25 protein-coding genes are annotated in these 24,293 nt (G+C 35.0%); 23 read left to right on the top strand and 2 right to left on the bottom strand.

The window, feature by feature from the left end:
• The 23 genes from rfbA (at position 1) to AM279_RS10210 (ending at position 22,530) form a co-directional block, all read left to right on the top strand.
• The gene (gene rfbA / locus AM279_RS10320; protein ID WP_054407884.1) at positions 1 to 867 is read left to right on the top strand and encodes a glucose-1-phosphate thymidylyltransferase RfbA; all 867 of its coding nucleotides are present in this window, start codon (positions 1 to 3) and stop codon (positions 865 to 867) included.
• The gene (gene rfbC / locus AM279_RS10315) at positions 868 to 1,416 is read left to right on the top strand and encodes a dTDP-4-dehydrorhamnose 3,5-epimerase (protein ID WP_054407883.1); all 549 of its coding nucleotides are present in this window, start codon (positions 868 to 870) and stop codon (positions 1,414 to 1,416) included.
• A gap of 23 nt (positions 1,417 to 1,439) precedes the next feature.
• A complete protein-coding gene (locus AM279_RS10310) occupies positions 1,440 to 2,438 on the top strand; it encodes a mannose-1-phosphate guanylyltransferase (protein WP_054407882.1) in 999 nt (332 codons plus the stop codon).
• Between the two features lie 214 nt (positions 2,439 to 2,652).
• Positions 2,653 to 3,303 carry an acylneuraminate cytidylyltransferase family protein gene (locus AM279_RS10305; protein WP_236688514.1) on the top strand — a complete coding sequence of 217 codons (651 nt, stop codon included), beginning with the start codon at positions 2,653 to 2,655 and terminating at the stop codon, positions 3,301 to 3,303.
• Positions 3,300 to 3,758 (top strand): YhcH/YjgK/YiaL family protein, encoded by a 459-nt coding sequence (locus AM279_RS10300; protein ID WP_054407880.1) that lies wholly within the window; start codon positions 3,300 to 3,302, stop codon positions 3,756 to 3,758. Before AM279_RS10305 ends, AM279_RS10300 begins: the two co-directional genes overlap by 4 nt.
• A complete protein-coding gene (locus tag AM279_RS10295; protein WP_054407879.1) occupies positions 3,739 to 4,524 on the top strand; it encodes an HpcH/HpaI aldolase family protein in 786 nt (261 codons plus the stop codon). Before AM279_RS10300 ends, AM279_RS10295 begins: the two co-directional genes overlap by 20 nt.
• Before the next feature lie 19 nt (positions 4,525 to 4,543).
• Complete coding sequence (locus tag AM279_RS10290) at positions 4,544 to 5,428, top strand: NAD-dependent epimerase/dehydratase family protein (protein ID WP_054407878.1); 885 nt, start codon at positions 4,544 to 4,546, stop codon at positions 5,426 to 5,428.
• Positions 5,415 to 6,107, top strand: coding sequence for a 6-phosphogluconolactonase (gene pgl, locus AM279_RS10285; protein WP_054407877.1), 693 nt, complete (start codon positions 5,415 to 5,417; stop codon positions 6,105 to 6,107). The genes AM279_RS10290 and pgl overlap by 14 nt, the downstream gene beginning before the upstream one ends.
• A 15-nt stretch (positions 6,108 to 6,122) precedes the next feature.
• Entirely contained in the window at positions 6,123 to 6,779 is a 657-nt protein-coding gene (locus AM279_RS10280) for an HAD family hydrolase (RefSeq protein WP_054407876.1), read from the top strand.
• A gap of 48 nt (positions 6,780 to 6,827) precedes the next feature.
• The gene (locus AM279_RS10275) at positions 6,828 to 7,790 is read left to right on the top strand and encodes a phosphoglycerate dehydrogenase (RefSeq protein WP_054407875.1); all 963 of its coding nucleotides are present in this window, start codon (positions 6,828 to 6,830) and stop codon (positions 7,788 to 7,790) included.
• Positions 7,787 to 9,232: a polysaccharide biosynthesis protein gene (locus tag AM279_RS10270; protein WP_054407874.1), complete on the top strand. Its 1,446-nt coding sequence runs from the start codon at positions 7,787 to 7,789 to the stop codon at positions 9,230 to 9,232. Before AM279_RS10275 ends, AM279_RS10270 begins: the two co-directional genes overlap by 4 nt.
• A 301-nt stretch (positions 9,233 to 9,533) precedes the next feature.
• Positions 9,534 to 10,517 carry a hypothetical protein gene (locus AM279_RS10265; protein ID WP_054407873.1) on the top strand — a complete coding sequence of 328 codons (984 nt, stop codon included), beginning with the start codon at positions 9,534 to 9,536 and terminating at the stop codon, positions 10,515 to 10,517.
• A 12-nt stretch (positions 10,518 to 10,529) separates the two neighbouring features.
• Positions 10,530 to 11,048 (top strand): serine acetyltransferase, encoded by a 519-nt coding sequence (locus AM279_RS10260; protein WP_054407872.1) that lies wholly within the window; start codon positions 10,530 to 10,532, stop codon positions 11,046 to 11,048.
• 5 nt (positions 11,049 to 11,053) lie between these two features.
• Entirely contained in the window at positions 11,054 to 11,863 is an 810-nt protein-coding gene (locus tag AM279_RS10255; protein WP_160316442.1) for a glycosyltransferase family 2 protein, read from the top strand.
• A 51-nt stretch (positions 11,864 to 11,914) separates the two neighbouring features.
• Positions 11,915 to 13,201, top strand: coding sequence for an O-antigen ligase family protein (locus AM279_RS10250; protein ID WP_082344211.1), 1,287 nt, complete (start codon positions 11,915 to 11,917; stop codon positions 13,199 to 13,201).
• A gap of 25 nt (positions 13,202 to 13,226) precedes the next feature.
• Complete coding sequence (locus AM279_RS10245; protein ID WP_054407869.1) at positions 13,227 to 13,982, top strand: WecB/TagA/CpsF family glycosyltransferase; 756 nt, start codon at positions 13,227 to 13,229, stop codon at positions 13,980 to 13,982.
• A gap of 26 nt (positions 13,983 to 14,008) precedes the next feature.
• Positions 14,009 to 14,800, top strand: a complete 792-nt coding sequence (locus tag AM279_RS10240; protein ID WP_054407868.1) for a 6-hydroxymethylpterin diphosphokinase MptE-like protein — start codon at positions 14,009 to 14,011, stop codon at positions 14,798 to 14,800.
• Positions 14,801 to 14,810: 10 nt separating this feature from the next.
• Positions 14,811 to 15,875 (top strand): endo-1,4-beta-xylanase, encoded by a 1,065-nt coding sequence (locus AM279_RS10235; RefSeq protein ID WP_054407867.1) that lies wholly within the window; start codon positions 14,811 to 14,813, stop codon positions 15,873 to 15,875.
• 11 nt (positions 15,876 to 15,886) lie between these two features.
• The gene (locus AM279_RS10230) at positions 15,887 to 17,275 is read left to right on the top strand and encodes an undecaprenyl-phosphate glucose phosphotransferase (RefSeq protein ID WP_054407866.1); all 1,389 of its coding nucleotides are present in this window, start codon (positions 15,887 to 15,889) and stop codon (positions 17,273 to 17,275) included.
• A gap of 34 nt (positions 17,276 to 17,309) precedes the next feature.
• On the top strand, positions 17,310 to 18,449 hold the full coding sequence (locus tag AM279_RS10225; protein ID WP_054407865.1) for a DegT/DnrJ/EryC1/StrS family aminotransferase: 1,140 nt from the start codon (positions 17,310 to 17,312) through the stop codon (positions 18,447 to 18,449).
• Between the two features lie 27 nt (positions 18,450 to 18,476).
• The gene (locus tag AM279_RS10220; RefSeq protein WP_054407864.1) at positions 18,477 to 19,064 is read left to right on the top strand and encodes a sugar transferase; all 588 of its coding nucleotides are present in this window, start codon (positions 18,477 to 18,479) and stop codon (positions 19,062 to 19,064) included.
• Between the two features lie 263 nt (positions 19,065 to 19,327).
• Complete coding sequence (locus AM279_RS10215; protein WP_054407863.1) at positions 19,328 to 20,101, top strand: polysaccharide biosynthesis/export family protein; 774 nt, start codon at positions 19,328 to 19,330, stop codon at positions 20,099 to 20,101.
• Between the two features lie 2 nt (positions 20,102 to 20,103).
• On the top strand, positions 20,104 to 22,530 hold the full coding sequence (locus tag AM279_RS10210; protein ID WP_074961366.1) for a GumC family protein: 2,427 nt from the start codon (positions 20,104 to 20,106) through the stop codon (positions 22,528 to 22,530).
• Positions 22,531 to 22,673: 143 nt separating this feature from the next.
• Here the strand turns inward: AM279_RS10210 and rfbD are convergent, their stop codons facing one another.
• Both rfbD and AM279_RS10200 read right to left on the bottom strand, forming a co-directional pair.
• Positions 22,674 to 23,516 carry a dTDP-4-dehydrorhamnose reductase gene (gene rfbD, locus AM279_RS10205; protein WP_054407862.1) on the bottom strand — a complete coding sequence of 281 codons (843 nt, stop codon included), beginning with the start codon at positions 23,514 to 23,516 and terminating at the stop codon, positions 22,674 to 22,676.
• 36 nt (positions 23,517 to 23,552) lie between these two features.
• Positions 23,553 to 24,293 carry a tyrosine-protein phosphatase gene (locus AM279_RS10200; protein WP_054407861.1) on the bottom strand — a complete coding sequence of 247 codons (741 nt, stop codon included), beginning with the start codon at positions 24,291 to 24,293 and terminating at the stop codon, positions 23,553 to 23,555.

Below are 24,293 nucleotides of genomic sequence, written 5' to 3'. Positions count from 1 at the left end.
ATGAAAGGTATAATCCTTGCGGGGGGGTCAGGGACAAGGCTACATCCGCTTACGTTATCAATAAGTAAACAGCTCATGCCGGTTTATGATAAGCCGATGATTTATTATCCGCTGTCTACTTTAATGATGTCGGGGATTAGAGAAATTCTTATAATCTCAACACCAAAAGACCTTCCTTTGTTTAAGGACCTTTTAGGAGATGGCCAAAAGTATGGCTGTAGTTTTGAGTATGCAGTTCAGGAGCATCCTAACGGCCTTGCCGAAGCCTTTATTATAGGGCAGGATTTTATTGGTAATGATAAAGTTGCCCTTATTTTAGGCGATAATATATTTTATGGCTCAGGGCTGGCTAAATTGCTGCAATCTAACGCAAACCCTAACGGTGGTGTTATTTATGCATATCATGTTCATGACCCGGAACGTTATGGGGTGGTTGAGTTTGATGCAGGAGGAAACGCTGTTTCTATAGAAGAAAAGCCTTTGAAGCCAAAATCAAACTATGCTGTGCCGGGTATTTACTTTTATGATAATGATGTGGTTTCGATTGCTAAAACAATACAGCCAAGTAAAAGAGGCGAGCTCGAAATTACAGATATTAATAAGCATTACTTAAAATTAGGAAAACTTAAAGTTAGTATATTGGACCGCGGAACCGCGTGGCTTGATACGGGTACTTTTCAGTCGCTCATGCAGGCGGCACAGTTTGTAGAAGTTATAGAAGAGCGCCAGGGGCTTAAAATAGGTGCTATAGAAGGCGTAGCTTACGAAATGGGTTATATAAATGTAGAGCAGTTTCAAAAACTATGCGAGCCGCTGCTAAAAAGCGGTTATGGTAAAAAATTATTATCTCTTATTGAAACCAAGTAAATGACAGTTACAGAAACGGAATTATCAGGATGTTATATTTTAGAGCCTTCAGTGCATAATGATGAACGTGGACACTTTTTTGAAAGTTATAATAAAGAGAAATTTAAAAAGGCTACCGGGCTTGATATAAATTTTGTACAGGATAACCAATCGTTTTCTACGCACGGAGTCCTCAGGGGGCTTCATTACCAGGTGGGGGAGGGCGCACAGGCAAAACTTGTAAGGGTGTGTGCCGGTGCCGTTATTGATGTAGCGGTAGATTTAAGGAGGGAATCTGCCACCTTTGGTAAGTATGTTGCTGTTGAACTTAGTGCAGAAAACAAAAAGCAGCTTTTTATACCCAGGGGGTTTGCACACGGTTTTGTGGTGCTAAGCAACGAAGCAGAGTTTGTGTATAAGTGCGATAATTTTTACAGTAAAAAGCACGAATGTGGGATTATTTATAATGACCCTACTTTAAATATAGACTGGAAACTATCGCCAGATGATATAACAATATCACCAAAGGATAAAGATTTTCCGGATTTTAATAATGCAGTATTTTTTTGAACAAAACACCAATTTGAAATATTATGAGTAAAATAACCCATGTAATACTTACTGGAGGAGTTGGCAGCCGATTATGGCCATTATCAAGAAAAAGCAGGCCTAAACAATATCTTCCTATTTTTGGCGGTAAATCGCTTTTTGAAATGACTTCAGAAAGAAACCGTCCGTTTGCTACTAACGTTATTGTAGTAGGAGGTAAAGATAACTTTCATTTAAGCCGTGAAATTTTAGAAAGCTGTTCTGTAAACTATATTGATATAGTAGAGGCGGTTCCAAGAAATACTGCTGCTGCAATAGCATTTGCTGCGTTTGCATCAAACCCTGATGATATTTTAATCGTTACACCTTCAGATCATATAATTGAAGATGAAGATAAATATTTAGATGCAATAAATAAAGCTGTAGACAAAGCAGCAAATGGATATATAGTTACATTTGGTGTGCGCCCTACAAAGCCTGAAACAGGTTATGGGTATATAGAATATGCCGGAGATGAGGTAATCTCTTTTCGTGAAAAACCCAATCAGGTTACAGCCCAGGAATTTATAGACAGAGGGAACTTTTTATGGAATAGCGGTATGTTTTGCTTTAAAGCCGGGGTGTTGCTTGAAGAGTTAAAGCTATATCAGCCGGAAGTTTATGAAAAGTCTCTTGATGCATGGCAGCAGTCAGATAATGGCAAACTTGAAGAGGCTGCTTCTATGCTTATCCCTTCTATAAGTATTGATTATGCCGTTATGGAGCGCAGCAAAAAAATAAAAGTAGTGCCTGCCCTTTTCCGTTGGTCTGATTTAGGCTCTTTTGATTCTGTTTATGACTATCTTAAGAAAACAGGGCACCCTGTAGATGAATTGGGTAATATGGTTATTGGAACAACTAATTATACTGCATTTTTAGGGTTAGAAAACACAATATTTGTGCATACACCAAATGCTAATCTTATTTTGCACAAAGAGCATTCGCAAGAAGTTAAGAATATTTATGGCCAGCTGGAAAAAGCTGGATCAGAGTTATTACAATAATATTTTATTAATTGTGATTTATTAACAATAAATGGGCAAAATGAGTATATTTGCGTCTCTTTAAAAAAGGGTAATTCCTCTTGATTGAACCATCATTACCCTTTTAATCTATTTCAGAATAAAAATACTTAAATAAATCAACTAAGTAGGGAGCTTAGTTTTAACTATAAACATAATTTATTGTGACTTTATGAGGATATTAGCACTTTTACCCATGAAAGGCAACTCTGAGAGGGTGCCAAATAAAAATTTAAGGGATTTTGCAGGCAAACCTCTATACCATAGAACTATGGAAGTTTTGCTTGGCTCTAAATATATTGATAAAGTAATTGTAAATACAGATAGCGAAGTTATAAAAAATGACCTTAAGACGTTTTTTAACGACAGGGTTATTATTATTAACAGGCCAGATGAAATCATAGGTGATATGGTGTCTATGAATAAAGTTATTGAGTGTGATGTTACTACTGAAGCTGCTGATATTTATCTTCAAACGCACAGTACAAACCCACTGTTGAAAACAGAATCTGTAGATGCTGCAATTGAAAAAATGTTTGAATTTGCAAAAACCGGCGAGTATGATTCTATATTTTCGGTAACAAAAATGCAAACCAGGCTTTATAAGGCAGATGGCTCTCCTTTTAACCATAACCCTGAAGAGCTTCTGCGCACACAGGATCTTGAACCTTTATTTGAAGAAAACTCTAACTTTTACATCTTTACTAAAAATTCATTCTTTAATGCTGGTGAAAAAAGAATTGGTCTGAAACCTTTTATGTTTGAGATTGACAAGATAGAGGCGGTTGATATTGATGAACCTGAAGATTTTATTATTGCTGAATCTTTATACAAATTACTACGATGATTATAGATAAGATTGAAAACTGGCCATTGTATTTTAAAAAACCTCTATTTGCTGAACTTTTTAAAGAACTTGAAAACTATAGCAAAGACACAACAAATGGAGTTTATAAAGATCATGACAACTACTATTTTAAAGTTATGAGTTATGATACTAAAGAAAATTCTACTGTTATAGAGTCTCACCGCAAAGAAGTTGATATTCAGATAGTGTACTCGGGGGCAGAGCATATAAAAATATACGATGCTGCTTCTGTTGAAATTATAGAAGCTTATGATGCTGAAACAGACTGCCAGTTTTACAAGCCTGTAGCACCTGCCTTTACTGAAGTTACTCTTAGGCCGGGATTTATGGCAATATTTTTTCCAAATGATATTCACCATCCTCAGTTTGCAGTAAATAAACCTGAAACCATAAAAAAAATAGTTGTTAAAGTCGATGAAAAACTTTTCTCATAATAGGTCTCCGCTAAAGCAAAAATTGCAAAATAATGAACTTTCCTTAGGTTCATGGCTTACAATACCTCATCAGTCTGTAGTAGAAATATTAGGCACGGCTGGCTTTGAATGGCTAACGCTTGATATAGAGCATGCTGCTATAGGTATTGAGGGTGTTATTAACATGATTGGCCATATACAGGGAAATGGCATGCAGGCCCTTGTAAGGGTTAGCAAAAATGAAGAGGTTGTTATTAAAAGGGTTCTTGATGCAGGGGCTGATGGTATTATTGTGCCAACTGTAAGAAATAAAGAAGAAGCAGCCCAGGCAGTTAGCTTTGCTAAATACCCACCTGTAGGTACAAGGGGAGTAGGCCTGAACAGGGCACAAAAGTATGGAACTGCTTTTGACACTTATCAAGAATGGGTTAAAAACGAAATTGTTGTAATTGCACAAATTGAGCATATAGACTCTGTTAATAACTTAGAGGAGATACTTTCTGTTCCGGGTATTGACGGTATAATAATAGGGCCTTATGACCTTTCTGCTTCTATGGGTTATCCCGGAGAATATGACCGTGATGATGTGAAAGAAGCACTGGCGCGTATAGATGAGATAACAAAAAAAATGGGCAAGCCTCTTGGGTTTCATGTAATTGATTCTAATCACGAAAAGACCCTTGAAAAAGTAAGCAAAGGTTATTCTTTCCTTGCTTTTAGCCTTGACTTTTTCTTCCTTGGAGACAAAGCCCGTGAAGAAATGAAGGCATTAAAAAGTAAACTTTAATATTATCTAAGCACCAGCCATGAGAAAAGTTTTGATTTTTGGAGGTTTTGGCTTTTTAGGATACTATCTGGTTAAAGAGCTGTTACAAAGAGGCTATCAGGTTACTGTTGCCGATATTAATGATAAAAGCGACCTGGCCTCGCAGGTTAATTTCCTTAGATGTGATATTGGCAGTAAGGAAAATGTAGATAAGGTTTTTGAATCTGACAGATTTGATGTTGTTTATAACCTTGCAGGTTTTGCTAACCTGGACAGGGCTGTAAAAGATCCCCTTACTACTATGCAGCTTAATGTATTAGGCAATATGTACATTATTGACGCATGCCTTAAGCACAATGTTACTAAATTTGTATATGCAAGCAGCGCCTATGCAGTAAGTAATAAAGGTTCTTTTTATGGAATAAGTAAGCTTGCTTCTGAAAAAATAGTTGAAGAATACTATAAAAAGTATAACCTTAATTTTACTATTCTTAGATATGGGTCTGTATATTCTGAAAGGAATTATGATAACAACTATATTTACAATCTTGTAAAGGAAGCTGTTAAAAATCAGCGGATTGATCATAAAGGAGATGGTAAAGAAATAAGGGAGTATATACATGCATCAGACGCTGCAAAACTTTCTATAGATGTTATTGAAACAAATGAATTTGATAACATGCACGTAATCCTTACCGGAACCGAAAGGATGGAGCGTATAGAGCTGTTTAATATGATAAAGGAAATTCTTAACAATAAAGTTGAGATTAGCTGCAACGAAAGTGGTTACCACAATCATTACCGCTTTACGCCTTATTCATTTGATCCTTCGGTAAGTAAAAAGTTAGTTGCAAATCCACATATTGACATGGGGCAAGGACTTCTTGAATGTGTAAGGGCTGTATATAATGATGAGCAAGAATAAAGCTGTATTTTACAAGGCAGGTACTGATTATCCTGCTGATGCGGCAAAATATATATATGCCCAGCTTAAAAAAGCTGAGGCTGAAAAACAAGGCACCATTAGCGTGGCGCTTTCGGGCGGTAGTACACCATTGCCGGTGCTTAACCTGTTAAAAGAAAGTGGGCTTGACTGGGGGCGCTATGCTTTTTATATGGTAGATGAACGATGTGTGCCTGTTAATGACCCGCAGAATAATTATGGTAATATCTCACAAGTTTTTTTAGAGAAAATACCATCAGCGTCTTTTGCGATGTATAATGATGAGCTTGGTGCACAAGCTTCTGCTGAAGCGTATGAGCAGTTGCTTGTTGAAAATTTACCGGTGGTTAGCGGATTTCCTCAGTTTGACTACATCTTTCTTGGCTTAGGAGATGATGGGCATACGGCATCACTTTTTCCGGAAACGGATGCTTTACTTGAGAGCAATAAATATGTGGTAGCTAATGTCGTTCCCAGTCTTAATACGGTGAGGATAACATTAACATACCCTGTTTTACTTAATGCTGCTAATATTGCAGTGCTAACAAAAGGCAACAATAAGCATAAGGTTATAAACGAATTGTATTCTGATAATCCTACGGCATATCCTATGCTTAAAATTGCACAGGAATATGAAGGATTAGTTTGGATAACAGATTAATATCTAAATTTTAGTATGAAAGTACAATATATTTTTTTTGACTTTGACGGTGTTCTTGCAGAATCTGTAAATGTTAAAACTGAGGCTTTTCGAAAAATGTATCTCCACAAGGGTGAAGATTTTGCCCAAAGGGTAGTAGATTTTCATAATGCAAACGGAGGTGTATCTCGATTTGAGAAAATTAAAATCTGGAATGGAGAATGGCTTGGCGAAGAGCTAACTGATGATAAGATTACTGAATTGGCAAATTTGTTCAGTACACTTTCTATGGAAGGTGTAATAAATGCCGAAGAGGTAACAGGGGCATTAGATTTTTTAACCCATTCTGACCAATATATAAAATATATAATAACCGGTACTCCTACTGTAGAAATCAAGCCTATACTTGAGCAGCGTGGTATGAACCATTTTTTTAAAGGAATATATGGGTCTCCTGAAAAGAAAGATTATTGGGTTAAGAAAATATTAGCAGAAGAAAATATCCCGGCAGAGGCGTGTATTTTTGTTGGCGATGCTTTGGCTGATTATAATGCCGCAATAGCAAATGATATTACTTTTATTTTAAGGGAAACTGCCGAAGCACAACACCTTTTTGAAGAATACACTGGCTACCGCATAAAAGATATGACAGAACTTGATGCTGTTATACAAAAAATAAATGAAGATAAATAAACCTTAATACAGGCTTACTGTACTGTTTAATACGATTTACTTACCACCATGAAAATATTGCTTACTTCCACTTCATTTCAGGATACTCCTGGATACCATCATGAACTTTTAGAAAAACAAGGCTTTGATGTAGACAGGCTAAGGGGGCCCGTAACCGAAGAAGTTTTATTACCTATTATAGGTAACTACGATGCTGTTATTTGTGGAGATGATGAATATACTGAACAGGTTTTAACGAGAGGAAAAGAAGGGCGGCTACGCTATATTTCTAAATATGGTGTAGGGCTTGACAGGATAGACCTGAAAGCTGCTCAAAAATTGGGATTACCAGTTAAAAACTGCCCCGGCGTAAATCAGTCGTCAGTCTCAGAACATGTATTGGCACTTCTGTTTACATTCGAAAAAAACATACACACACAATATCAAACGGTGCAGCAGGGAAGCTGGAAAAGGGTAACCGGCAATGAACTTGCCGGCCATACATTAGGTATTGTTGGCCTTGGTGCAATAGGTAAAGAACTTGCTAAAAAAGCATTGGCATTAGGTTTAAATGTTATTGCTTTTGATATTTTTAAGAATGAAGATTTTTTATCTCAATACTCTGATGTGGTTTTTACTGACGACATTAATAATATATACACCCAGGCTGATTATATAAGCCTTCACCTGCCTCATACTCCTCAAAGTGAAAAAATGATTAACAGGGACGTAATATTTGAAAAAATTAAAAAACAACCTGTACTTGTAAATACTTCCAGAGGGATGCTTATAGATACAGATGCCGTTATTGAAGGTTTGAAAGAGGGAAAACTTAGAGGCTACCTTGCTGATGTGCTTGCCGTTGAACCTGTTGAAAAAGGCGAAAAGCTATTAGGTATTGATAATGTAATTATAACCCCGCATGTAGGTTCGCGTACTTATCAAAGTGTAGTAAGGCAGGGAACGATGGCTGTAGAAAACCTTATTGAAATGATTAACGAAGAGTCCGATAAAAATAGCACAGCAATATGAGTCTAAGTCATAATAAGTTAGTTTTGCGCTTGTGGAATTCGCCTACATTTAATACATGGCTAAGCTATTCTACAAGAACATTAAGCTTATTTATAATACTTCCGCTCATACTTAAACAATTTTCTGAAGGAGAAGTTGCTCTTTGGTATTTGTTTGCTACGGTTATATCTTTACAGAGTCTTGCGGATATGGGGTTTAGGATGACCTTCATTAGGGTTATATCTTATGCTATGGGCGGCGCCACTGACATAAAGACATTTACAGATAATACCCCTGTCTTAGAAAACGGCCCTAATTGGTTGCTGTTAGGTAAGATTTTCCATATGATGAAATATATTTATCGTAGGCTTACAGTATTACTTTTCCTGCTTTTTCTTGTGTTTGGAAGTCTTTCTATGATAAGACCAATTTCATTAGTGGAAAAGCAAGATGCCGCATGGATAGCTTGGGGTATTATTATAATAATTTCATGCATTAAGTTTAATGGAGCTATATATTCTAATTTTCTTGAAGGGCTTAATAAAATAGCATTAGTCAGGAGGTGGGAGTCATTAACCTCTATTGGAGCTATATTAACCAGTATAATATTTCTGTTGATTTTTAAGTCTTTGCTTAGTCTTGTAATAGCTAATCAATTTTGGGTGCTGGTTAATTTTTTTAGGGACTATAAACTAAGCCATAATGTAGAGGAAGGTGTTTTTAAAAAACTCAATTTTAATCATCAATTTGATAAAACTTTTTTCATGGATATTTGGAAGCCGGCATGGAGAAGCGGACTTTCGGGTTTCATGTCTAACGGGTTATCTAATATTACGAGTATTTTATATGCACAAATAGGTACTGCTACAAATATTGCAGCTTATATGCTTGCCTTAAGGTTAATATCGCAAATAAAAGATGTCTCTATGGCACCATTTTATAGTAAAATACCTTCACTGGCTCGTTTAAGGTCTCAAGGTAAGATAGCTGAACTTGTAAGAAGTTCCCAAAAAGGAATGTTTTTGTCTAACTTGGTATTTGTAATAGGTTCAATAACGGTAGGTGTTTTTGGAGATATACTTTTAAGGGCTATAAATAGTGATGTTCAGTTTATTGATATTAATCTGTGGAATTTATTAGTTGTTGCTTATTTTGTACATAGATATGGGGCAATGCATATACAATTATATATAACCACGAATCATATTATTTCTCATGTTGCAGATGGTATTTCGGGTATAATTTTTATCGTAGCAGCTGTTTTACTTATGCCACTTATTGATTTATATGCTATACCTTTAGCAATGCTTGCAGGTTATCTGGGATTCTATTCTTGGTATGCAGCTCTTTATTCATACAGGTCAATAAAAGTAAAGTTCTGGGAATTTGAATTAAAGGCGGGTTTAATACCTTTTAGTATAATGGTTTTATATTTTATTGTTATAAATTTTATCTATAATTAATTATGAATGTTATTTTCTTTAAAGATAATATACTGTCGGCAATTAAAATTCTTAATGAAGATAGACACAATCAATGTGCATTTTGGTATGCGCCGGGTCTTAGTTCATATTTTTTTTAGACAATATTCTTGATATAAGCTGTCTTTATATTGAAGAAGGGCTTTTTAATGACTTTTCAAAGGATTATCCTCATTTTGTAAATAATTATGAATATAAAATTTTTGGAGAGACGAAGGTAACTGAGGTAAAGCAAAATAATTTATGTTTTTTTACTTCTAATGATACTATTGTAAACTCTTTTGTGCCATTATTTGAAAAAAAGCCAAAATATGACTATGAGCTTTTCTGCAAAGCCCACGAGAATGCAAAAGATGTTGCACATAAATTAGGATATGAAGCAGTTGCTATAAAGCATGGGATAGATAACATTGATAGGTTCTCATTACTTGTATTAGGGAATGATTGGGGAATGATTGAACAAAAATTGAATTGTGATTTTTTGACTAAGGGTAAAAATACAGTTTGTATACAGGAATCAAGTATTGATTTTAATCCTATATATAAAAAGATGAAACATTGTAGTTTTCCTGTTTTTCAGGGAGTTTCTACACTTTCTAATATAGATGTAAGAGGTATAATTTGTGCAGTAATAGGTAATCCAAGATTTGAAAATTTAAAGCCTGAGACGTTGCCTGAAAAAGATCAAATGTCAGTAAATGTTAATTTTACTTATGGTATTTTTGAAGAAGCCAGAGATAGTTGGGTAGAAGATGTTGTGTCTGTTTCTAATGAAACAGGTGTCGATTATAAAATTTCTCAGCACCCCCGAGATAAAGGTAACCTGGAAAACTATAATGTTGTAAGGTCGAATGCTCTTTTAGTGCATGATCTTATAAAAGAATCGTCTATACTTGTTTCCAGATTTAGTGCTTTACTTACAGAGGCTATATGCCTGGGCAGATTTGCAATTTATTATAATCCGCATGGTGAGAATATGCATTACAAGTTTGAAGCAGACAATAAAATGTTTTATTATGCAACAAACAGAAATGAGTTAAAACAAGCAGTAGAGTCTATTCTAAAAAATAAGAATGAAGAAACCCAATCAAATTTCTTGGCTCTTCATATAGGCAATTCAATAGATGGTAAAGCATCAGACTATATAAATATGTTGCTCAACGATGTTGCAGGTTATCCAGTATTAAAAAAGCTGGGTCTAAAGCAAAGATTAAAACTTATGGCCGGAATATTTAAAAGGAGATATATCTTAAAACAAAATTACTAACGATTCTTTACTATGGGGCTATTAAGTGATTTAAAAAAGGATATCAAAGCTAATGGGAGAAATCGTAAAGGTAAATATATTGTTGTAAGCTACAGAATAGCACATTATGCTTACAAATTCTCCAAAAGAAACTTTTTATGTAAGTTATTAGCCTTCCCAATTATAAAATTATACCATATTATATTTGTATGGATTATGGGAGTTGAGATTCATGAAGAGTCGCATATAGGGGTTGGCCTGCAAGTTTGGCATGGAGAGGGGCTTATTATAAATAAAGCTGTAATAATAGGTAAAAATGCACTTTTAAGGCAAACCACAACTATAGGGAACAAATATGCAAATTCGCCTTGCCCTAAGATAGGTGATAATGTTGAAATTGGCGGGCATACCGTAATTATAGGCGATGTTTTAATAGGCAATAATGTTACTATTGGTGCTGGATCCATAGTAACAAAGTCTATTCCTGACAATTCTATTGCATATGGTAACCCTGCAGTTTCTAAACCTAAAACTAATTTAACGAGTAATTGATGTTTATGAAAGTAAGTGTTCTGATAAATAATTATAATTATGGCAGGTATCTTAAAGAATGCCTGGATTCTTTAGAGGCTCAATCTGTAAAAGCAGATGAGGTTATTTTATATGATGATGGCTCATCTGATGACTCGATAGAAATAGCTTCAAAGTATAGTTTTGTTAAGATAATCAGTAACACCAACTTTGGTGAAAAGCCTGCCTTTAATCAAGCAAATGCCATAAATATATCTTTTAAAGAATCAACCGGAGATATTATTTGTTTGCTGGATAGTGATGATTTTTTTGATAAAGATAAAATCAAAACTGTAAAAGAAGAGTTTGAAAGGAATAATAATTTAGTTTTTTTACAGCATGCTTATAATGAATATATAGATGGCAAAATAACAAGGATAGTAGACTACAGTGTAAAAAATATAGATTACAAAACGCTTTACCGCAAAAAAAACTATACTGCTTTTTTTAATCCTACTAGTACAATGTCTTTTTCAAGAGGTTATCTCTCAAAGATGTTGCCCATTGTAAAAGATAATTTTTGGCGTGTTTGGCCAGATGTTAGGGTTTCAAGGCTGTCTCCTTATTATGGAGAAACTAAAAGTTTGCCAAATCCGCTTACTTATTACAGAAGGCATGGAAATAATGATTCTGGAATAATGAATAAAAATCATAAAAATACCCTTCTTAATCAAATTGATCATCATGAGTATATAAATACTATGCTTGATAAAATGAAGAGAGAGAAAATTAATTATAGAAAAAGTTTTAGCTTTTTTAAGTTTTGGATAAAAGCATCTTTTTTTAACAAGATGTAAATTAGGTAAGAAAAGTTTTGATGAGAAAAATTTATAGTAATTTGTAAATAAATGGATACGCTTTTTTCAATGGCAATTTTCTCGCTCTTAGTTAATTATGATGCTATTCCAAACGGAAGTGTCCTAAGGGTATTGCCTATTATTCTTTTTCTTTTGGTTGGATTTAGAGATGTAGTTAAATGGGATTCTAGAATGTTCAAGCCTATAATCTTACCTTTAATGCTTGCATTTTTAGTTTCATTTGGAATACTCACTTCTGGTTGGGAAAAATCGACTGAATTATATAAAGTATTTAAGGTTTTAACGTTTCTTTCGTTTATTTTTGCCTTTACTATACAAATTTACAGAAATATAAATAAAGGTGCATTATATGCATTTGTCAATACAGTCTATAAACCTATTATTTTATTTATTGTTTTAAATATTGTAATGTACCTAATAGGCTTTAAAGGCCCATACGATGAAGAATCGATAGGGAAAACACTTATGCTTTCATATTTTGGTATTTCTGTGGATAGGGTAAGGTTTCCGTTAGTTGCGGGTATTAATGCATATGGTTCGTTGATAGGCATTTTATTAGTTATTAGTTTCGTGGGGTGGGGAATAATTAAAATATACAAAAAAACATTTTTGTATGGTATTATTGCCTGTATTTTTACCCTTTTACTAACTGATAGCCGCGGACCAATATTTTATGCGTTAATTATTTTTTGTTTAATAAAATTTTTTTATGCAAAGTCCAAGTCTCCAAGATTTTTATGGATAATTCCTTTACTGGGATTTATAGGGCCCTTTATTGTAATATGGGTTTTAAATTTTTTGGCCACAACAAGCTATGGTGCATCGGTTTCCCGGTCATCTGAAGATTTGCTAACAGGTAATGGTCGTCTTTTAATATGGCTTCCTGCGGTTTCAGAATTTCTTACTTTTAAAAGCCAGCATATCTTTGGTTATGGAGAATATGGCCATTATGTGTCAGGAAGGTCTTTGGAATGGGAGTATATTTTTGGTTCAAAAGAGAATTCACAATATGTACACCCCCATAATACAATACTTTCGTTAACTTATGATAATGGATATGTAGGTGTAGTTTTGTTTACAATAATTCAATATTATATTATTAGGATAATTAAAAAAATATGGAATTCTAGCCGTAATATGGCATACATTTTTTTATCCAATATTTTGTTTTTTAATCTTGTTGGAATAACGGAAACAATGTTTGGGTTTTATTACCAAAATGTTATCTATCTGTTTTTTGCCGTAAATATTTTTGCTTTTATAATAGGATATTACACTAAAAAGATAGAGAGGGAAGAGGTTGCACTGACTAACTAAAGCATGCGTTTTTAAATCATTATTTATGGATATAAAAATTTTAAATACCGATATCAAATCTATAAAGCTTAACGATTTGCTGAAGGATTTAAAGCAAGGTGTTGTTTTTACGCCAAATGTTGATCATTTAGTAAAATTACAAAAGGATAAAGAATTTTATGACTGCTATGCTAAAGCAGACTGGATAATATGCGACAGTAAAATAGTTGGTGTAGCGGGTAAAATTTTAGGGACACCTTTTGCGGAAGTGATACCTGGTTCTTCACTTTTACCTGCATTTTATAATTTTCATAAAGATAATGAGGAGATAAAGATATTTCTTTTGGGAGCCGCCGAAGGCGTTGCTAAAAAAGCAATGCAAAATATAAATTCTAAAGTAGGAAGGTTAATGGTTGTTGAAGCTCACTCGCCTTCTTTTGGTTTTGAAAAAAATGAGATTGAATGTGAAAAAATAGTTCATATGATTAAACAATCTGGGGCTAATGTGCTAGTCGTGGGTGTAGGGGCTCCAAAACAAGAGAAGTGGATTATAAAATATAAAAATATGTTGTCAGGTGTTGATCTTATTCTGGCCTTGGGAGCCACCATTGATTTTGAAGCCGGTAATATAAAGAGAGCGCCAAGAATTTTTCAGGTTTTGTATTTAGAATGGCTGTTTAGGCTTTTTAAAGAACCAAAAAGGTTGTGGAAAAGATATTTGGTAGATGATTTGCCATTTGTTTTATTTATTTTAAAACAAAAATTTAAATCATATAAAGATCCATTTAAAAGTAAATTGTAAATAGACATTAATATAAAATTTTAAATATGTTTGACAGGACAAGACTTAACCCTAAACGTGTTATACCTGCTATTATTAGAAGATTGCGCGAAATACCACATTATATTGCCTGGAGATATTCGGCAATGGGAAGAGATAACAGGAAAAAATTATTGTCTTTTAAAAATAAATATAGCGGAGAAACTCTTTTCCTGTTAGCAAATGGTCCGTCAATAAATAAAACAGACTTGAGTTTACTTAAAGGGAAGAATGTAATGTGTATGAATAGGTTTTACATAAAATTTCCCCAATTAGATTTTAAACCCAACTATCTTGTATGTATAGAAGAAACAGTTTTGGATAGATTTAGTGAAGACTTTTCTAATCTTCAAATTCCGGGATTTGTAAATTGGCGTTTAAGAAATAAGATTTCAAATGTTGTTTATCTTAAGGAATCATTTGATATACAATTTAAATTCCAGCCAGATATTACATTGCCGGCAAACACAGGTGGTACAGTAACTTTTGTATGCCTTCAGCTGGCTTATTTTATGGGGTTTAGTAAAGTGGTTATTTTAGGGATGGACCATTCATTTAAAGAAACAGGCTTGGCCGGTAAAGCTGAAATTAGAACACAAGACAAGGATGAAAGCCATTTTGATCCTAACTATTTTCCAAAGGGTATGAAGTGGGTTTTACCTGACCTGGTAAAATCTGAATTAGGTTATGCTATTGCAAGGGATTTCTATAAAAAGAATGGACGCGAAGTTATAGATGCTACAATAGAGGGTAAGTGTAATATTTTTACCAAGGGTAAGTTAGAAGATTATGTTTCCTAAATAAAGATTTATGTTAAGCAGATTAAAGATTTTAGTTTTGAGTACATGCTTAATATTGCTTGCTATGTGTTCAGGTAATAAAGAGGAGCCTCATAAGTTTAAAAGTGTTAAATTGCAAAGCGTTTCTCCTTTTAAAATAGGTGTCGCTATAGAAAAAGATCCTTTTGAAAGAAACAAACAATATAGGAAAATTGTTGAGACGGAATTTAATAGTATTACCCCGGCTAATATGATGAAAATGAACCGCCTTGCACCGCAAAAGGATGTTTATTTTTTTAAAGATGCTGACAGTATTGTTGAATTTGCAATTAATAGCGGTAAAAGGATTCATGGGCATACACTAATATGGCATCGGGCTGTGCCAGAATGGGTAACAAGTTTTAAAGGGAGCAGGCATGATTGGGACATTCTTTTAAATAAATATATAACTACAGTTGTAGAACATTTTAAAGGAAAAGTGCACTCTTGGGATGTAGTTAATGAAGCCTTTGAAGACAATGGGGATTTCAGGAAAAATATTTGGTATGAGCATTTAGGTAAAGATTATATCAAAAAAGCATTTATTTATGCTCATAAAGCCGATCCAAATGCCATTTTATTTTATAATGATTATGGTCAGGAACGATTTCCTGAAAAAAATAAGGCAATAAATAAGTTTATTTTGTCTTTAGTTAATGAAAATGTACCAATTCATGGAATAGGAGCCCAGTTTCATACAAATGTTAATTTAAAAAAAGACAAGATAGAAGAGGCGCTTATAGATATTGCTTCTACAGGACTTTATGTTCATATATCTGAGCTTACAATTATTGTTAATGGTAACTGGTCAGATAAGCAATACGTGCAAGATGAATCATCTGTTGAAGCCCAAATGCAAAAGTTTGCAGATGTAATTAATACATATAAAAATATTGTAGCTCCAAAACAGAGGTATGGTATAACTTTTTGGAATGTTGGAGATTCAGATAGCTATGTTCCTAGAGATTGTAATTGTAAAGAATACCCGCAAATCTTTGATAAAAACTATAAAAAAAAGAATTACTTTTCGAAAATCGTCAAGGCTCTTAAGAATTAAAAAGTATATTGATGAAACCTTACCTAAATAAAATCTCCCTGCTACGATTTATTGCTGACCTGACGGTAGTAGGGTTTACATATGTTTTATGTATATACTGCCTGGATCCCGGTACCTTTACCGATCATACAAAGGCTAAATTGTTTTTGCTTATTGTTTTGCTTACCACTTGGTTTTTTAGCGGAACATCTAATAAGCTATATAATGAAAACAGAGTAAAGCCCGGTTTTTCGCTGGAAATTTATAAAACACTTAAAGGGATAATTATCCTTGATATAGCAATAGTTGTAGTTTCTTATTTTACGCAGCCGTTCCTTCCATATAATTTTGTGTTTTTATATCCGGTAATGTTGCTTCTTTGTTTTGCTACAGAAAAATATATTATTAACAGGTTTGTAATGTATTTGCGCAAACATGGCTATAACTTAAGGCATGTTGTAATACTGGGCAACGGTAGCAATGCAGAACAATTTTACAAGCTGGTTAATACAAACCCACATTTAGGTTACGATATATTGGGCTATTTTAAAGATGGGGCTGAAGAAGAAGATACGTCTATCAAATATTTGGGAGAAAAATGTGATTTGCCTTCTTTCCTAAATACAAGCATTGTTAACGAAGTTATTATTGCAACTCCGGGTATAACAATTGGGGAGATTGAAGAAATAACATATATGGTAGATAAAGCGGGCATACGTGTTCGTATTATACCTGATTTCCATTTTCAGTTTTATAACAGGTATGAGTTTAAACAGTTTGGAAATATACCCACTGTATCTTTACGTAAAGAGCCGCTGGAAGAAACATATAACAAATTTACAAAACGCACATTTGATATTGTTTTTAGTCTTTTTGTATTGATTTTTATATGCAGCTGGCTTTTCCCTATAATTGCACTTATTATTAAGTCGGGCTCTAAGGGGCCGGTGCTGTTCAGGCAAAAAAGGCTGGGCAGGGACAGGAAGGAATTTTGGTGCCTTAAGTTCAGGAGTATGTATGTAAATAACGATTCTGATAAGGTTATGGCCACAAAGGGCGATAGGAGGATAACCCCAATAGGCAGTTTTTTAAGGAAAACCAGCCTTGATGAATTTCCGCAGTTTTGGAATGTGCTTATGGGACATATGTCTATTGTAGGGCCAAGGCCACACATGACGGTGCAAAATGCCCAATATCAGGCAATAATTAATAATTACCTGGTAAGGCAGCTTATAAAGCCGGGTATTACCGGATGGGCACAGGTTAATGGGTACAGGGGTGAGATAGAAACTGATCTTGATATAAAAAACAGGGTAAGTTATGATATATGGTACCTTGAAAACTGGAGCTTTTTCCTGGATATCAAAATTATTTATCTTACAGTGTGGAATATTTTTAAAGGAGAGGACAAAGCTTATTAAAAATAACTATCTTTTGGCTTAAAAACTTTAAGTTATGGAGCAGCCTATGATATGGCTTTCTTCGCCACATTCTTCTGGTCAGGAACAAAAATATATTGATGATGCATTTGCTAAAAACAGGCTTTTTGCCTTTGGTGAAAATGTAGATGGTTTTGAATCTGACCTTGAAAATTACCTTGGCAACGGTTCTCATGTTGCATTGCTGAACTCGGGTACATCTGCCATACATATGGCCTTAATTGTGTTAGGTGTGCAAAAAGGTGATGAAGTGATTTGCCAGTCGCTTACTTTTGCAGCCAGTGCAAACCCCATTGTTTATATGGGGGCAACGCCGGTATTTGTAGATAGTGAACCACAAACCTGGAATATATGCCCACAAGCGCTGGAAACAGCTATTAAAAACCGCATTGCTGCAGGAAAACAACCTAAAGCTATTATTGCGGTGCATGTATATGGAATGCCTTACAAAGCAAAAGAAATACATGAAATTGCCTTAAAATACAATATTACAGTTATAGAAGACAGTGCCGAAGCGCTTGGCAGTAAGTATAATGGGCAAAAGTGCGGAACCTTTGCAGATTTATCTATACTGTCTTTTAATGGAAATAAAATAATAACTACGGCCTTAGGCGGTGCTTTGGTAAGTAAAGACCCGGCTGTAAAAGAGAAGGCTGTTTTTTTAGCATTGCAGGCAAAAGACCCGGCTCCTTATTATCAACATTCTCAGATAGGGTATAATTACAGGCTTAGCAACGTGCTTGCCGGTATAGGTCGTGGCCAGATGGAAGTGCTTGAAGAGCGTATACAGCAGCGCCGTAATAACCACGTTTTTTATAAAGAGCTGTTTGCAGGCATGCCGGATGTTAGTGTTTTTGAATCTCCGGATGATAAGATGTTTTACAGTAATTACTGGCTAACCACTGTTCTTGTTAGTAAGGAAGGGGGTAATATGTCATTAATGCAGCACCTGCTGCTTGATAATATAGATTCGCGCCCCATATTCAAGCCTTTGCATTTACAACCCGTGTTTTCAGATGCTTTATATTTTGGCAATACGGTTGCCCAGGATATTTTTAATACAGGCCTTTGTTTGCCCTCAAGTTCAAATCTTACAGGTGCAGAAAAAGAACGTATAAAAGAAAGTGTTTTTAAATGGCATAAAGCCGGCGGATAATGTGCTTAAGAAAAGTTGTGTAGTTTTATGCTAAAAAGGGGGTTTGATATATTTTTTGCATTAACGGGGCTTTTGCTGGCCGGTTGGGCAATTGTATTGTTTTTTTTGCTGGCTACTTTAGATACCCGCAAAAACGGAATTTTTAAGCAAAAAAGAATTGGCCAGTATGGCAGGCCTTTTATTATATATAAGCTTAGAAGTATTGCCTCTGTTTCGCCGGAAGGCAAGTGGACAATAACAAGGCTGGGCAGGTTTATGCGTGATTATAAAATTGATGAGCTGCCACAGTTTATCAATATTTTAAAAGGAGACATGAGTGCTGTAGGGCCAAGGCCTGATATACCGGGATATTATGATACCCTTGTGGGAGACGACAGGCTTGTGTTGCAACTAAAGCCGGGCCTTACAGGTCCTTCAAATCTTAAATACTGGAATGAAGAATATGATTTGGCTGCACAGCCTAACCCTTTAAGGTATAATGACGAAGTGTTGTTTCCTGATAAGGTTAGGATAAATTTGTGTTATTTTAAAAAACAATCGTTTTGGCTTGACCTGAAAATTATATTTTACACTATAACAGGCAAAAGGTTTGCTGATGATGCTTTTTATTGTTAACCATTTGTAGTTTATATATAAGGTAAGGAGTAAAGTGTGAGGTTTTTATAATCCTATTAGAAATGATTTTATAATTGTTAAGTATTGAAGTTTAAATTAACGGCTTGCGGAAGTGAAATGCTTACAACAGTATACTTATTTTAGCAGTCTTTTATTAATTTGTAAAATATTAGAAGTATGTTTTTTATGTCGTTCAAAATACTATCTTTGCCAAACTTAGAAAAACAAACTAATCTCCTAGTTACAATTTTAAAAACCAAAAAATGATAAAGAAAATTGTAATATGCCTTATGTTCATGGCATTTTGCTCCTGCGCTTCAAAGAAAGATGTAATTTATCTGCAAAACGTTAACACTCTTAGTCAAGACCCTGCGCTGTTTGAGACAAAATTGCAACCGGATGACCTGCTAATGATTGTTGTTTCTGCTCCAGACCTTGAGGCAGCATTGCCTTTTAACTTGCCGGTGGCGGCAACTATGGCTGCCAGCGCTACAAGTATGGATGTTGTAAATGCACAGGTAAGGTACCAGAATTATCTTGTAGATGCTAAAGGCTTTATAGAATTTCCTGTGATTGGTTCTATACAGGTAGGTGGGCTTACAAAAGTACAGGCCCAGGAAAAATTAGTAAAAGAGATAAAAAAATACATAAACTCTCCTATAGTAAACCTTAGGATTATGAATTTTAAAGTTTCGGTGCTGGGAGAAGTTGTAAGGCCGGGTGTTATAGATATGGCCACAGAAAGGATAACGCTGCTTGAAGCTATTAGCCGCACGGGAGACCTAACTATTTATGGCAACAGGAGTAATATTATGATAATACGCGAAATTGACGGGGTTAAAACATATAATTATGTAGACATTACTTCGGCTGATTTTGTAAAATCTGATTTTTACTACCTTAGGCAAAATGATATTGTATATGTGCAGCCTAACCAGATTAAGGTAAATTCTTCGGCTGTTGGCCCCAACACTACGGTTATTATATCGAGTGTATCTTTGTTAATTACTGTTGTTGCACTAATTGTTCGCTCGTAAATATGCAAAATATAAATCTAAATTCATTTAATTCTGCACCTGAGCAGGAAGAGAAAATTAATTTTAAAGAGCTTCTTAATAAGTATCTTATACGTTGGAGGTGGTTTGCCATAAGTGTTGTATTGTGCCTTATGGTTAGTTATTTATATGTTCGGTATTCTACTCCTGTATATAGCATCTCTACAACTATACTTATTAAGGATGATAAAAAAGGACCTGCAGCCTCTGAACTCTCGGCCTTTAGCGATCTTGGCCTTATGGGGGGGATTAAAAATAATGTTATAAATGAAATAGAGGTATTACAAGCCCGAACCCTTATAAAAAATGCAGTAGATTCACTGAATTTTTCTATTTCATACTATAGAAAAGGCCGTTTAAGGGATGTTGAGATGTATAATGAATTACCTATAAAGGTTAATTTCTTTAATATGTCTGAAGATTTTTATGAAATACATCCAGATACAATATTTTATGTTAAGATTTTAAATGACAATAGTTATCAGTTGTCTAATGCAGATAATAAAAATGTTGGAACATATAATTTTGGCAAAAAAGTAAAGTTTAAAGAGGGTAATATGGTTATTACCAATAATTTGTTTAATCTCGAGCCGGAGGTTTATAATGTTTTAAAGAAAGAAAATGTTATTGGTGTTCATTTCCAGTCGCTTAATAATATTGCCAATATTTATAAAAATAAGCTATCTGTTATTCCTGTAGATAAACTTACTAGTAGTGTTTTAACATTAGTGCTTACAGATAACGTTCCTGATAAAGGGGCTGATTTTCTTAATATGCTTATACAAAAGTATAATGAAGATGCTATTAATGATAAAAACCTGGTTGCCCGTAATACTGATATTTTTATTAATCAAAGGCTTGGGGCAATAACTGGAGAGCTGGATGAAGTAGAATCTAAAGTTGAGATTTTCAAGCAGCAAAACAAGCTTACTGATATTGCTTCAAATTTTCAGTTGTCTATTAATACGGCAAGTCAGTATGATAAGCAATATATAGAGACAAGTACAAGGCTTAAGGTTGCCGAGGCTCTTATTGATTTTATGGCAAAAAAGAGCAATAAAGATGTTATACCGGCTAACATTATTCCTGACCCTCAGATTACAGGGCTTATTACTCAATACAATAATTTAATACTGAACAGAAATCGTATTAGTGTTGGTGCTACTGCCGAAAACCCTACAATTAAAAATATTGACGGCCAGATAAATGGATTGAGGGCTGGTATTGTGGAAAGCCTTAATAATCTTAAGTCATCTATTCAGATAACACTGAGAGATTTAAAAAGGCAGGAAGATATGCTGGGAGGCGAGATAGCTAAGGCGCCTACACAGGAAAAACAATTTAGAAGTATTGACCGTCAGCAAAAAGTTAAAGAATCGCTTTATATATACCTTCTTCAAAAAAGGGAAGAAAATGCCATAACGCTTGCTGTTACAGCACCAAATGCAAAAGTTATTGATGAGGCTTATGCTAATCCTGTACCTGTTGCCCCTAAAAGGAAGGCGATGTATTTATTTGGGTTGGTTGTGGGGCTACTTATACCTTTTGGTATAATATATGTTTTAGAAATACTTGACACAAAAGTACACTCTTATAAAGATATTGAGAAAAATAAATTGCCGTTTTTGGGTGATGTTCCAAGATCTGAGTTTAACAGCGAGCTTGTAAGCCAGCATAGCCGCTCTGCTACTGCCGAATCATTAAGGATAGTAAGGACAAACCTTGAATTTATGCTGGGTAATATTCCTGAAGGGCAGGCAAAAACAATTTTTGTAACTTCAACTATACCTAAAGAGGGTAAAACTTTCGTGTCAGTAAATCTTGCTGCTACTGTTGCGTTAACTGGTAAGAAAACACTACTTATTGCGATGGATGTAAGAAATCCTAAGCTTGATGAGTATGTAAATATTCCGTCTAAAGGCCTTACTAATTATCTTTCGTCTAAAGACACAGAGATTAATCCATATATTATTAAACAAGAAGGTTTTGACCAGTTTTATATACTTCCGCCGGGTATTATTCCTCCTAACCCTGCTGAGCTTTTGATGGGTAAAAAGGTAGAAGAGCTATTTGCAAAACTGAAGACAGAATACGACTATATAGTAGTTGATACTGCGCCGGTAAGTTTGGTAACAGATACTCTTATTCTTGCCAAATATGCAGATACCTTTGTATATGTTGTGCGTGCCCACCACCTTGACAAGCGTATGCTTGGTGTGCCACAATTGCTTTATAAAGAAAATAAATTACCTGGCATGGCGGTACTTCTTAACGATGTTGGTGGCAAGAAAGGCTATGGTTATGGCTACGGTTATGGCTACGGTTATGGCTACGGCTATGGTTATGGTTATGGCTACGGACCTGATGTTAAAAAACCAAAAACCTGGAAAGACAAAATTTTTGGAAAATAAGCCATAGTGCTTTTATATAAACCCCGGGCTGATTCTGTTGAATCAGCCCGGGGTTTTTTACAAAATAAAGAATGGGCTACCTTTTTTGAAAGTAGCCCATTCTTTATTTTGTAAAACGTTTAGTAGCAGTGTTAGTAAGCGGTTTAACCTTTGTAGGGTTGCAGCGCGTCTTTCCAGTCTTTTATTTCAATGCCAAAGGTGTCTTTTATCTTTGATTTGTCAAGAACGCTGTACGGTGGCCTTTTTGCCGGTGTAGGGTATGCCGAAGAAGGTATTGGCTTCAGGTTTATTGAGATGTTGTTAACCCTGAGGATTTCTTTGGCAAAATCATACCATGATGCTACACCTTCATTGCTAAAATTATAGATGCCATAAGCCTTTTTATCTGAAAGTATTATTGATACAAGCGCCGCTGCAAGGTTGTTAGCATTTGTAGGTGTGCCTACCTGATCATTTACAACATTCAGGGTATTTCTTTCATTGCTCAGCCTTATCATGGTTTTCATGAAATTATTGGCATATTCAGAGTACACCCAAGATGTCCTTATGATATAGTATTCTTTAATGGCTTTTTCTATTTCAATTTCTCCATCTCTTTTTGTAAGGCCATATACACCCTGTGGGTTGGTTGTTTCGGCCTCGGTGTAAGGTGTGTTTTTTGAGCCGTCAAATACAAAATCGGTTGAAATGTGTATTAGCGTGGTGCCGTGTTTTTTACATACTTCAGCAAGGTTTTTGGCACCCGTAACATTAATGGCAAAAGCGGTGTCTTTTTCTGTTTCGGCTTTATCTACGGCGGTGTAGGCGGCGGTGTTAATGCAAAAATCCGGTTTTAGTTTGCTAAATATCTTTTTTAGCCTTTCACTATTGGTGATATCAAGCTCTTTAGAGTCTGTAAAAACAAATTCGATTTTACTTTGTTTCTCGGCCAACGCCTGTAAAGCCTGGCCCAATTGTCCGTTTTTGCCGGTAACCAATATTTTCATTTTAAAGCGCTTTTGTTTAGATAGCGGTTTTAAATATTAAAGACTAAAATGTGAGTTGTTTTCCAGTACTTTTTTTAGTTTGTCTGTGTTTTTTAAAAGTACCGGGTTTTTAAAGGCATCGGTATGGCGCTCATGATGTGTGTCACTACCGGTAAAATCAATCATATTATCCTCCAGAAGCTTTTGAGCAATTTCAAAAACAGGCTTGCCATAATAGCCGGTAACCGAAAGCAGGTTAAGCTGAAATTTACATCCTGATTTTTTAAGCTTAGTGTATTCTTCTGGTTTTAAGTGATAAAATACATAGCGCTCCGGGTGTGCCAGTACGGGTTTATATCCTGCAAGCTGCAACTCATATATGCAGTCATATAGCTGCATGGGTGGATTTATATAAGACATTTCTACCAAAACATAATCGTCTTTTAAGGTTAAGAGCGGCTTGCCGCTTTTAACCAGGTTTAAAAAACTGTCGTCCATAAGGTACTCGGCAGCGGCTTTAAAAGGTTGGGTTATGCCCTGGCCGGTAAGGAATGTTTTTGTAGCTTCCTCTACGGCTAATATGCCTTCGCGGGTATTATTATACACGCCGGTAAGTATGTGTGGGGTGGTTATAAACTGGCCAAAACCATATTCTTTAAGGCTGTTTATAAGCGCCAGACTGTTATTATTGTCTTTACTGCCGTCGTCAATGCCGGGCAGGAGGTGAGAATGTATGTCTACATAACCATCTGGTATTAGGTCGGCCAGCCGGGCTTTAGGTTTTTTAAAGAATAGCAA

The organism is Flavobacterium akiainvivens (genome assembly GCF_001278115.1).
GTDB classification, from domain to species: Bacteria; Bacteroidota; Bacteroidia; order Flavobacteriales; family Flavobacteriaceae; genus Flavobacterium; species Flavobacterium akiainvivens.
Note: the sequence above shows the minus strand (reverse complement) of the source record. Positions and strands in the feature narration are given on the sequence as shown.

What these genes read in the sequence shown, in the direction of transcription:
- rfbA (WP_054407884.1), top strand. Translation starts at nt 1, where the DNA reads ATGAAAGGTATAATCCTTGCGGGGGGGTCAGGGACAAGGCTACATCCG.
- rfbC (WP_054407883.1), top strand. Translation starts at nt 868, where the DNA reads ATGACAGTTACAGAAACGGAATTATCAGGATGTTATATTTTAGAGCCT.
- AM279_RS10310 (WP_054407882.1), top strand. Translation starts at nt 1,440, where the DNA reads ATGAGTAAAATAACCCATGTAATACTTACTGGAGGAGTTGGCAGCCGA.
- AM279_RS10305 (WP_236688514.1), top strand. Translation starts at nt 2,653, where the DNA reads ATGAAAGGCAACTCTGAGAGGGTGCCAAATAAAAATTTAAGGGATTTT.
- AM279_RS10300 (WP_054407880.1), top strand. Translation starts at nt 3,300, where the DNA reads ATGATTATAGATAAGATTGAAAACTGGCCATTGTATTTTAAAAAACCT.
- AM279_RS10295 (WP_054407879.1), top strand. Translation starts at nt 3,739, where the DNA reads ATGAAAAACTTTTCTCATAATAGGTCTCCGCTAAAGCAAAAATTGCAA.
- AM279_RS10290 (WP_054407878.1), top strand. Translation starts at nt 4,544, where the DNA reads ATGAGAAAAGTTTTGATTTTTGGAGGTTTTGGCTTTTTAGGATACTAT.
- pgl (WP_054407877.1), top strand. Translation starts at nt 5,415, where the DNA reads ATGAGCAAGAATAAAGCTGTATTTTACAAGGCAGGTACTGATTATCCT.
- AM279_RS10280 (WP_054407876.1), top strand. Translation starts at nt 6,123, where the DNA reads ATGAAAGTACAATATATTTTTTTTGACTTTGACGGTGTTCTTGCAGAA.
- AM279_RS10275 (WP_054407875.1), top strand. Translation starts at nt 6,828, where the DNA reads ATGAAAATATTGCTTACTTCCACTTCATTTCAGGATACTCCTGGATAC.
- AM279_RS10270 (WP_054407874.1), top strand. Translation starts at nt 7,787, where the DNA reads ATGAGTCTAAGTCATAATAAGTTAGTTTTGCGCTTGTGGAATTCGCCT.
- AM279_RS10260 (WP_054407872.1), top strand. Translation starts at nt 10,530, where the DNA reads ATGGGGCTATTAAGTGATTTAAAAAAGGATATCAAAGCTAATGGGAGA.
- AM279_RS10255 (WP_160316442.1), top strand. Translation starts at nt 11,054, where the DNA reads ATGAAAGTAAGTGTTCTGATAAATAATTATAATTATGGCAGGTATCTT.
- AM279_RS10250 (WP_082344211.1), top strand. Translation starts at nt 11,915, where the DNA reads ATGGATACGCTTTTTTCAATGGCAATTTTCTCGCTCTTAGTTAATTAT.
- AM279_RS10245 (WP_054407869.1), top strand. Translation starts at nt 13,227, where the DNA reads ATGGATATAAAAATTTTAAATACCGATATCAAATCTATAAAGCTTAAC.
- AM279_RS10240 (WP_054407868.1), top strand. Translation starts at nt 14,009, where the DNA reads ATGTTTGACAGGACAAGACTTAACCCTAAACGTGTTATACCTGCTATT.
- AM279_RS10235 (WP_054407867.1), top strand. Translation starts at nt 14,811, where the DNA reads ATGTTAAGCAGATTAAAGATTTTAGTTTTGAGTACATGCTTAATATTG.
- AM279_RS10230 (WP_054407866.1), top strand. Translation starts at nt 15,887, where the DNA reads ATGAAACCTTACCTAAATAAAATCTCCCTGCTACGATTTATTGCTGAC.
- AM279_RS10225 (WP_054407865.1), top strand. Translation starts at nt 17,310, where the DNA reads ATGGAGCAGCCTATGATATGGCTTTCTTCGCCACATTCTTCTGGTCAG.
- AM279_RS10220 (WP_054407864.1), top strand. Translation starts at nt 18,477, where the DNA reads ATGCTAAAAAGGGGGTTTGATATATTTTTTGCATTAACGGGGCTTTTG.
- AM279_RS10215 (WP_054407863.1), top strand. Translation starts at nt 19,328, where the DNA reads ATGATAAAGAAAATTGTAATATGCCTTATGTTCATGGCATTTTGCTCC.
- AM279_RS10210 (WP_074961366.1), top strand. Translation starts at nt 20,104, where the DNA reads ATGCAAAATATAAATCTAAATTCATTTAATTCTGCACCTGAGCAGGAA.
- rfbD (WP_054407862.1), bottom strand. Translation starts at nt 23,516, where the DNA reads ATGAAAATATTGGTTACCGGCAAAAACGGACAATTGGGCCAGGCTTTA.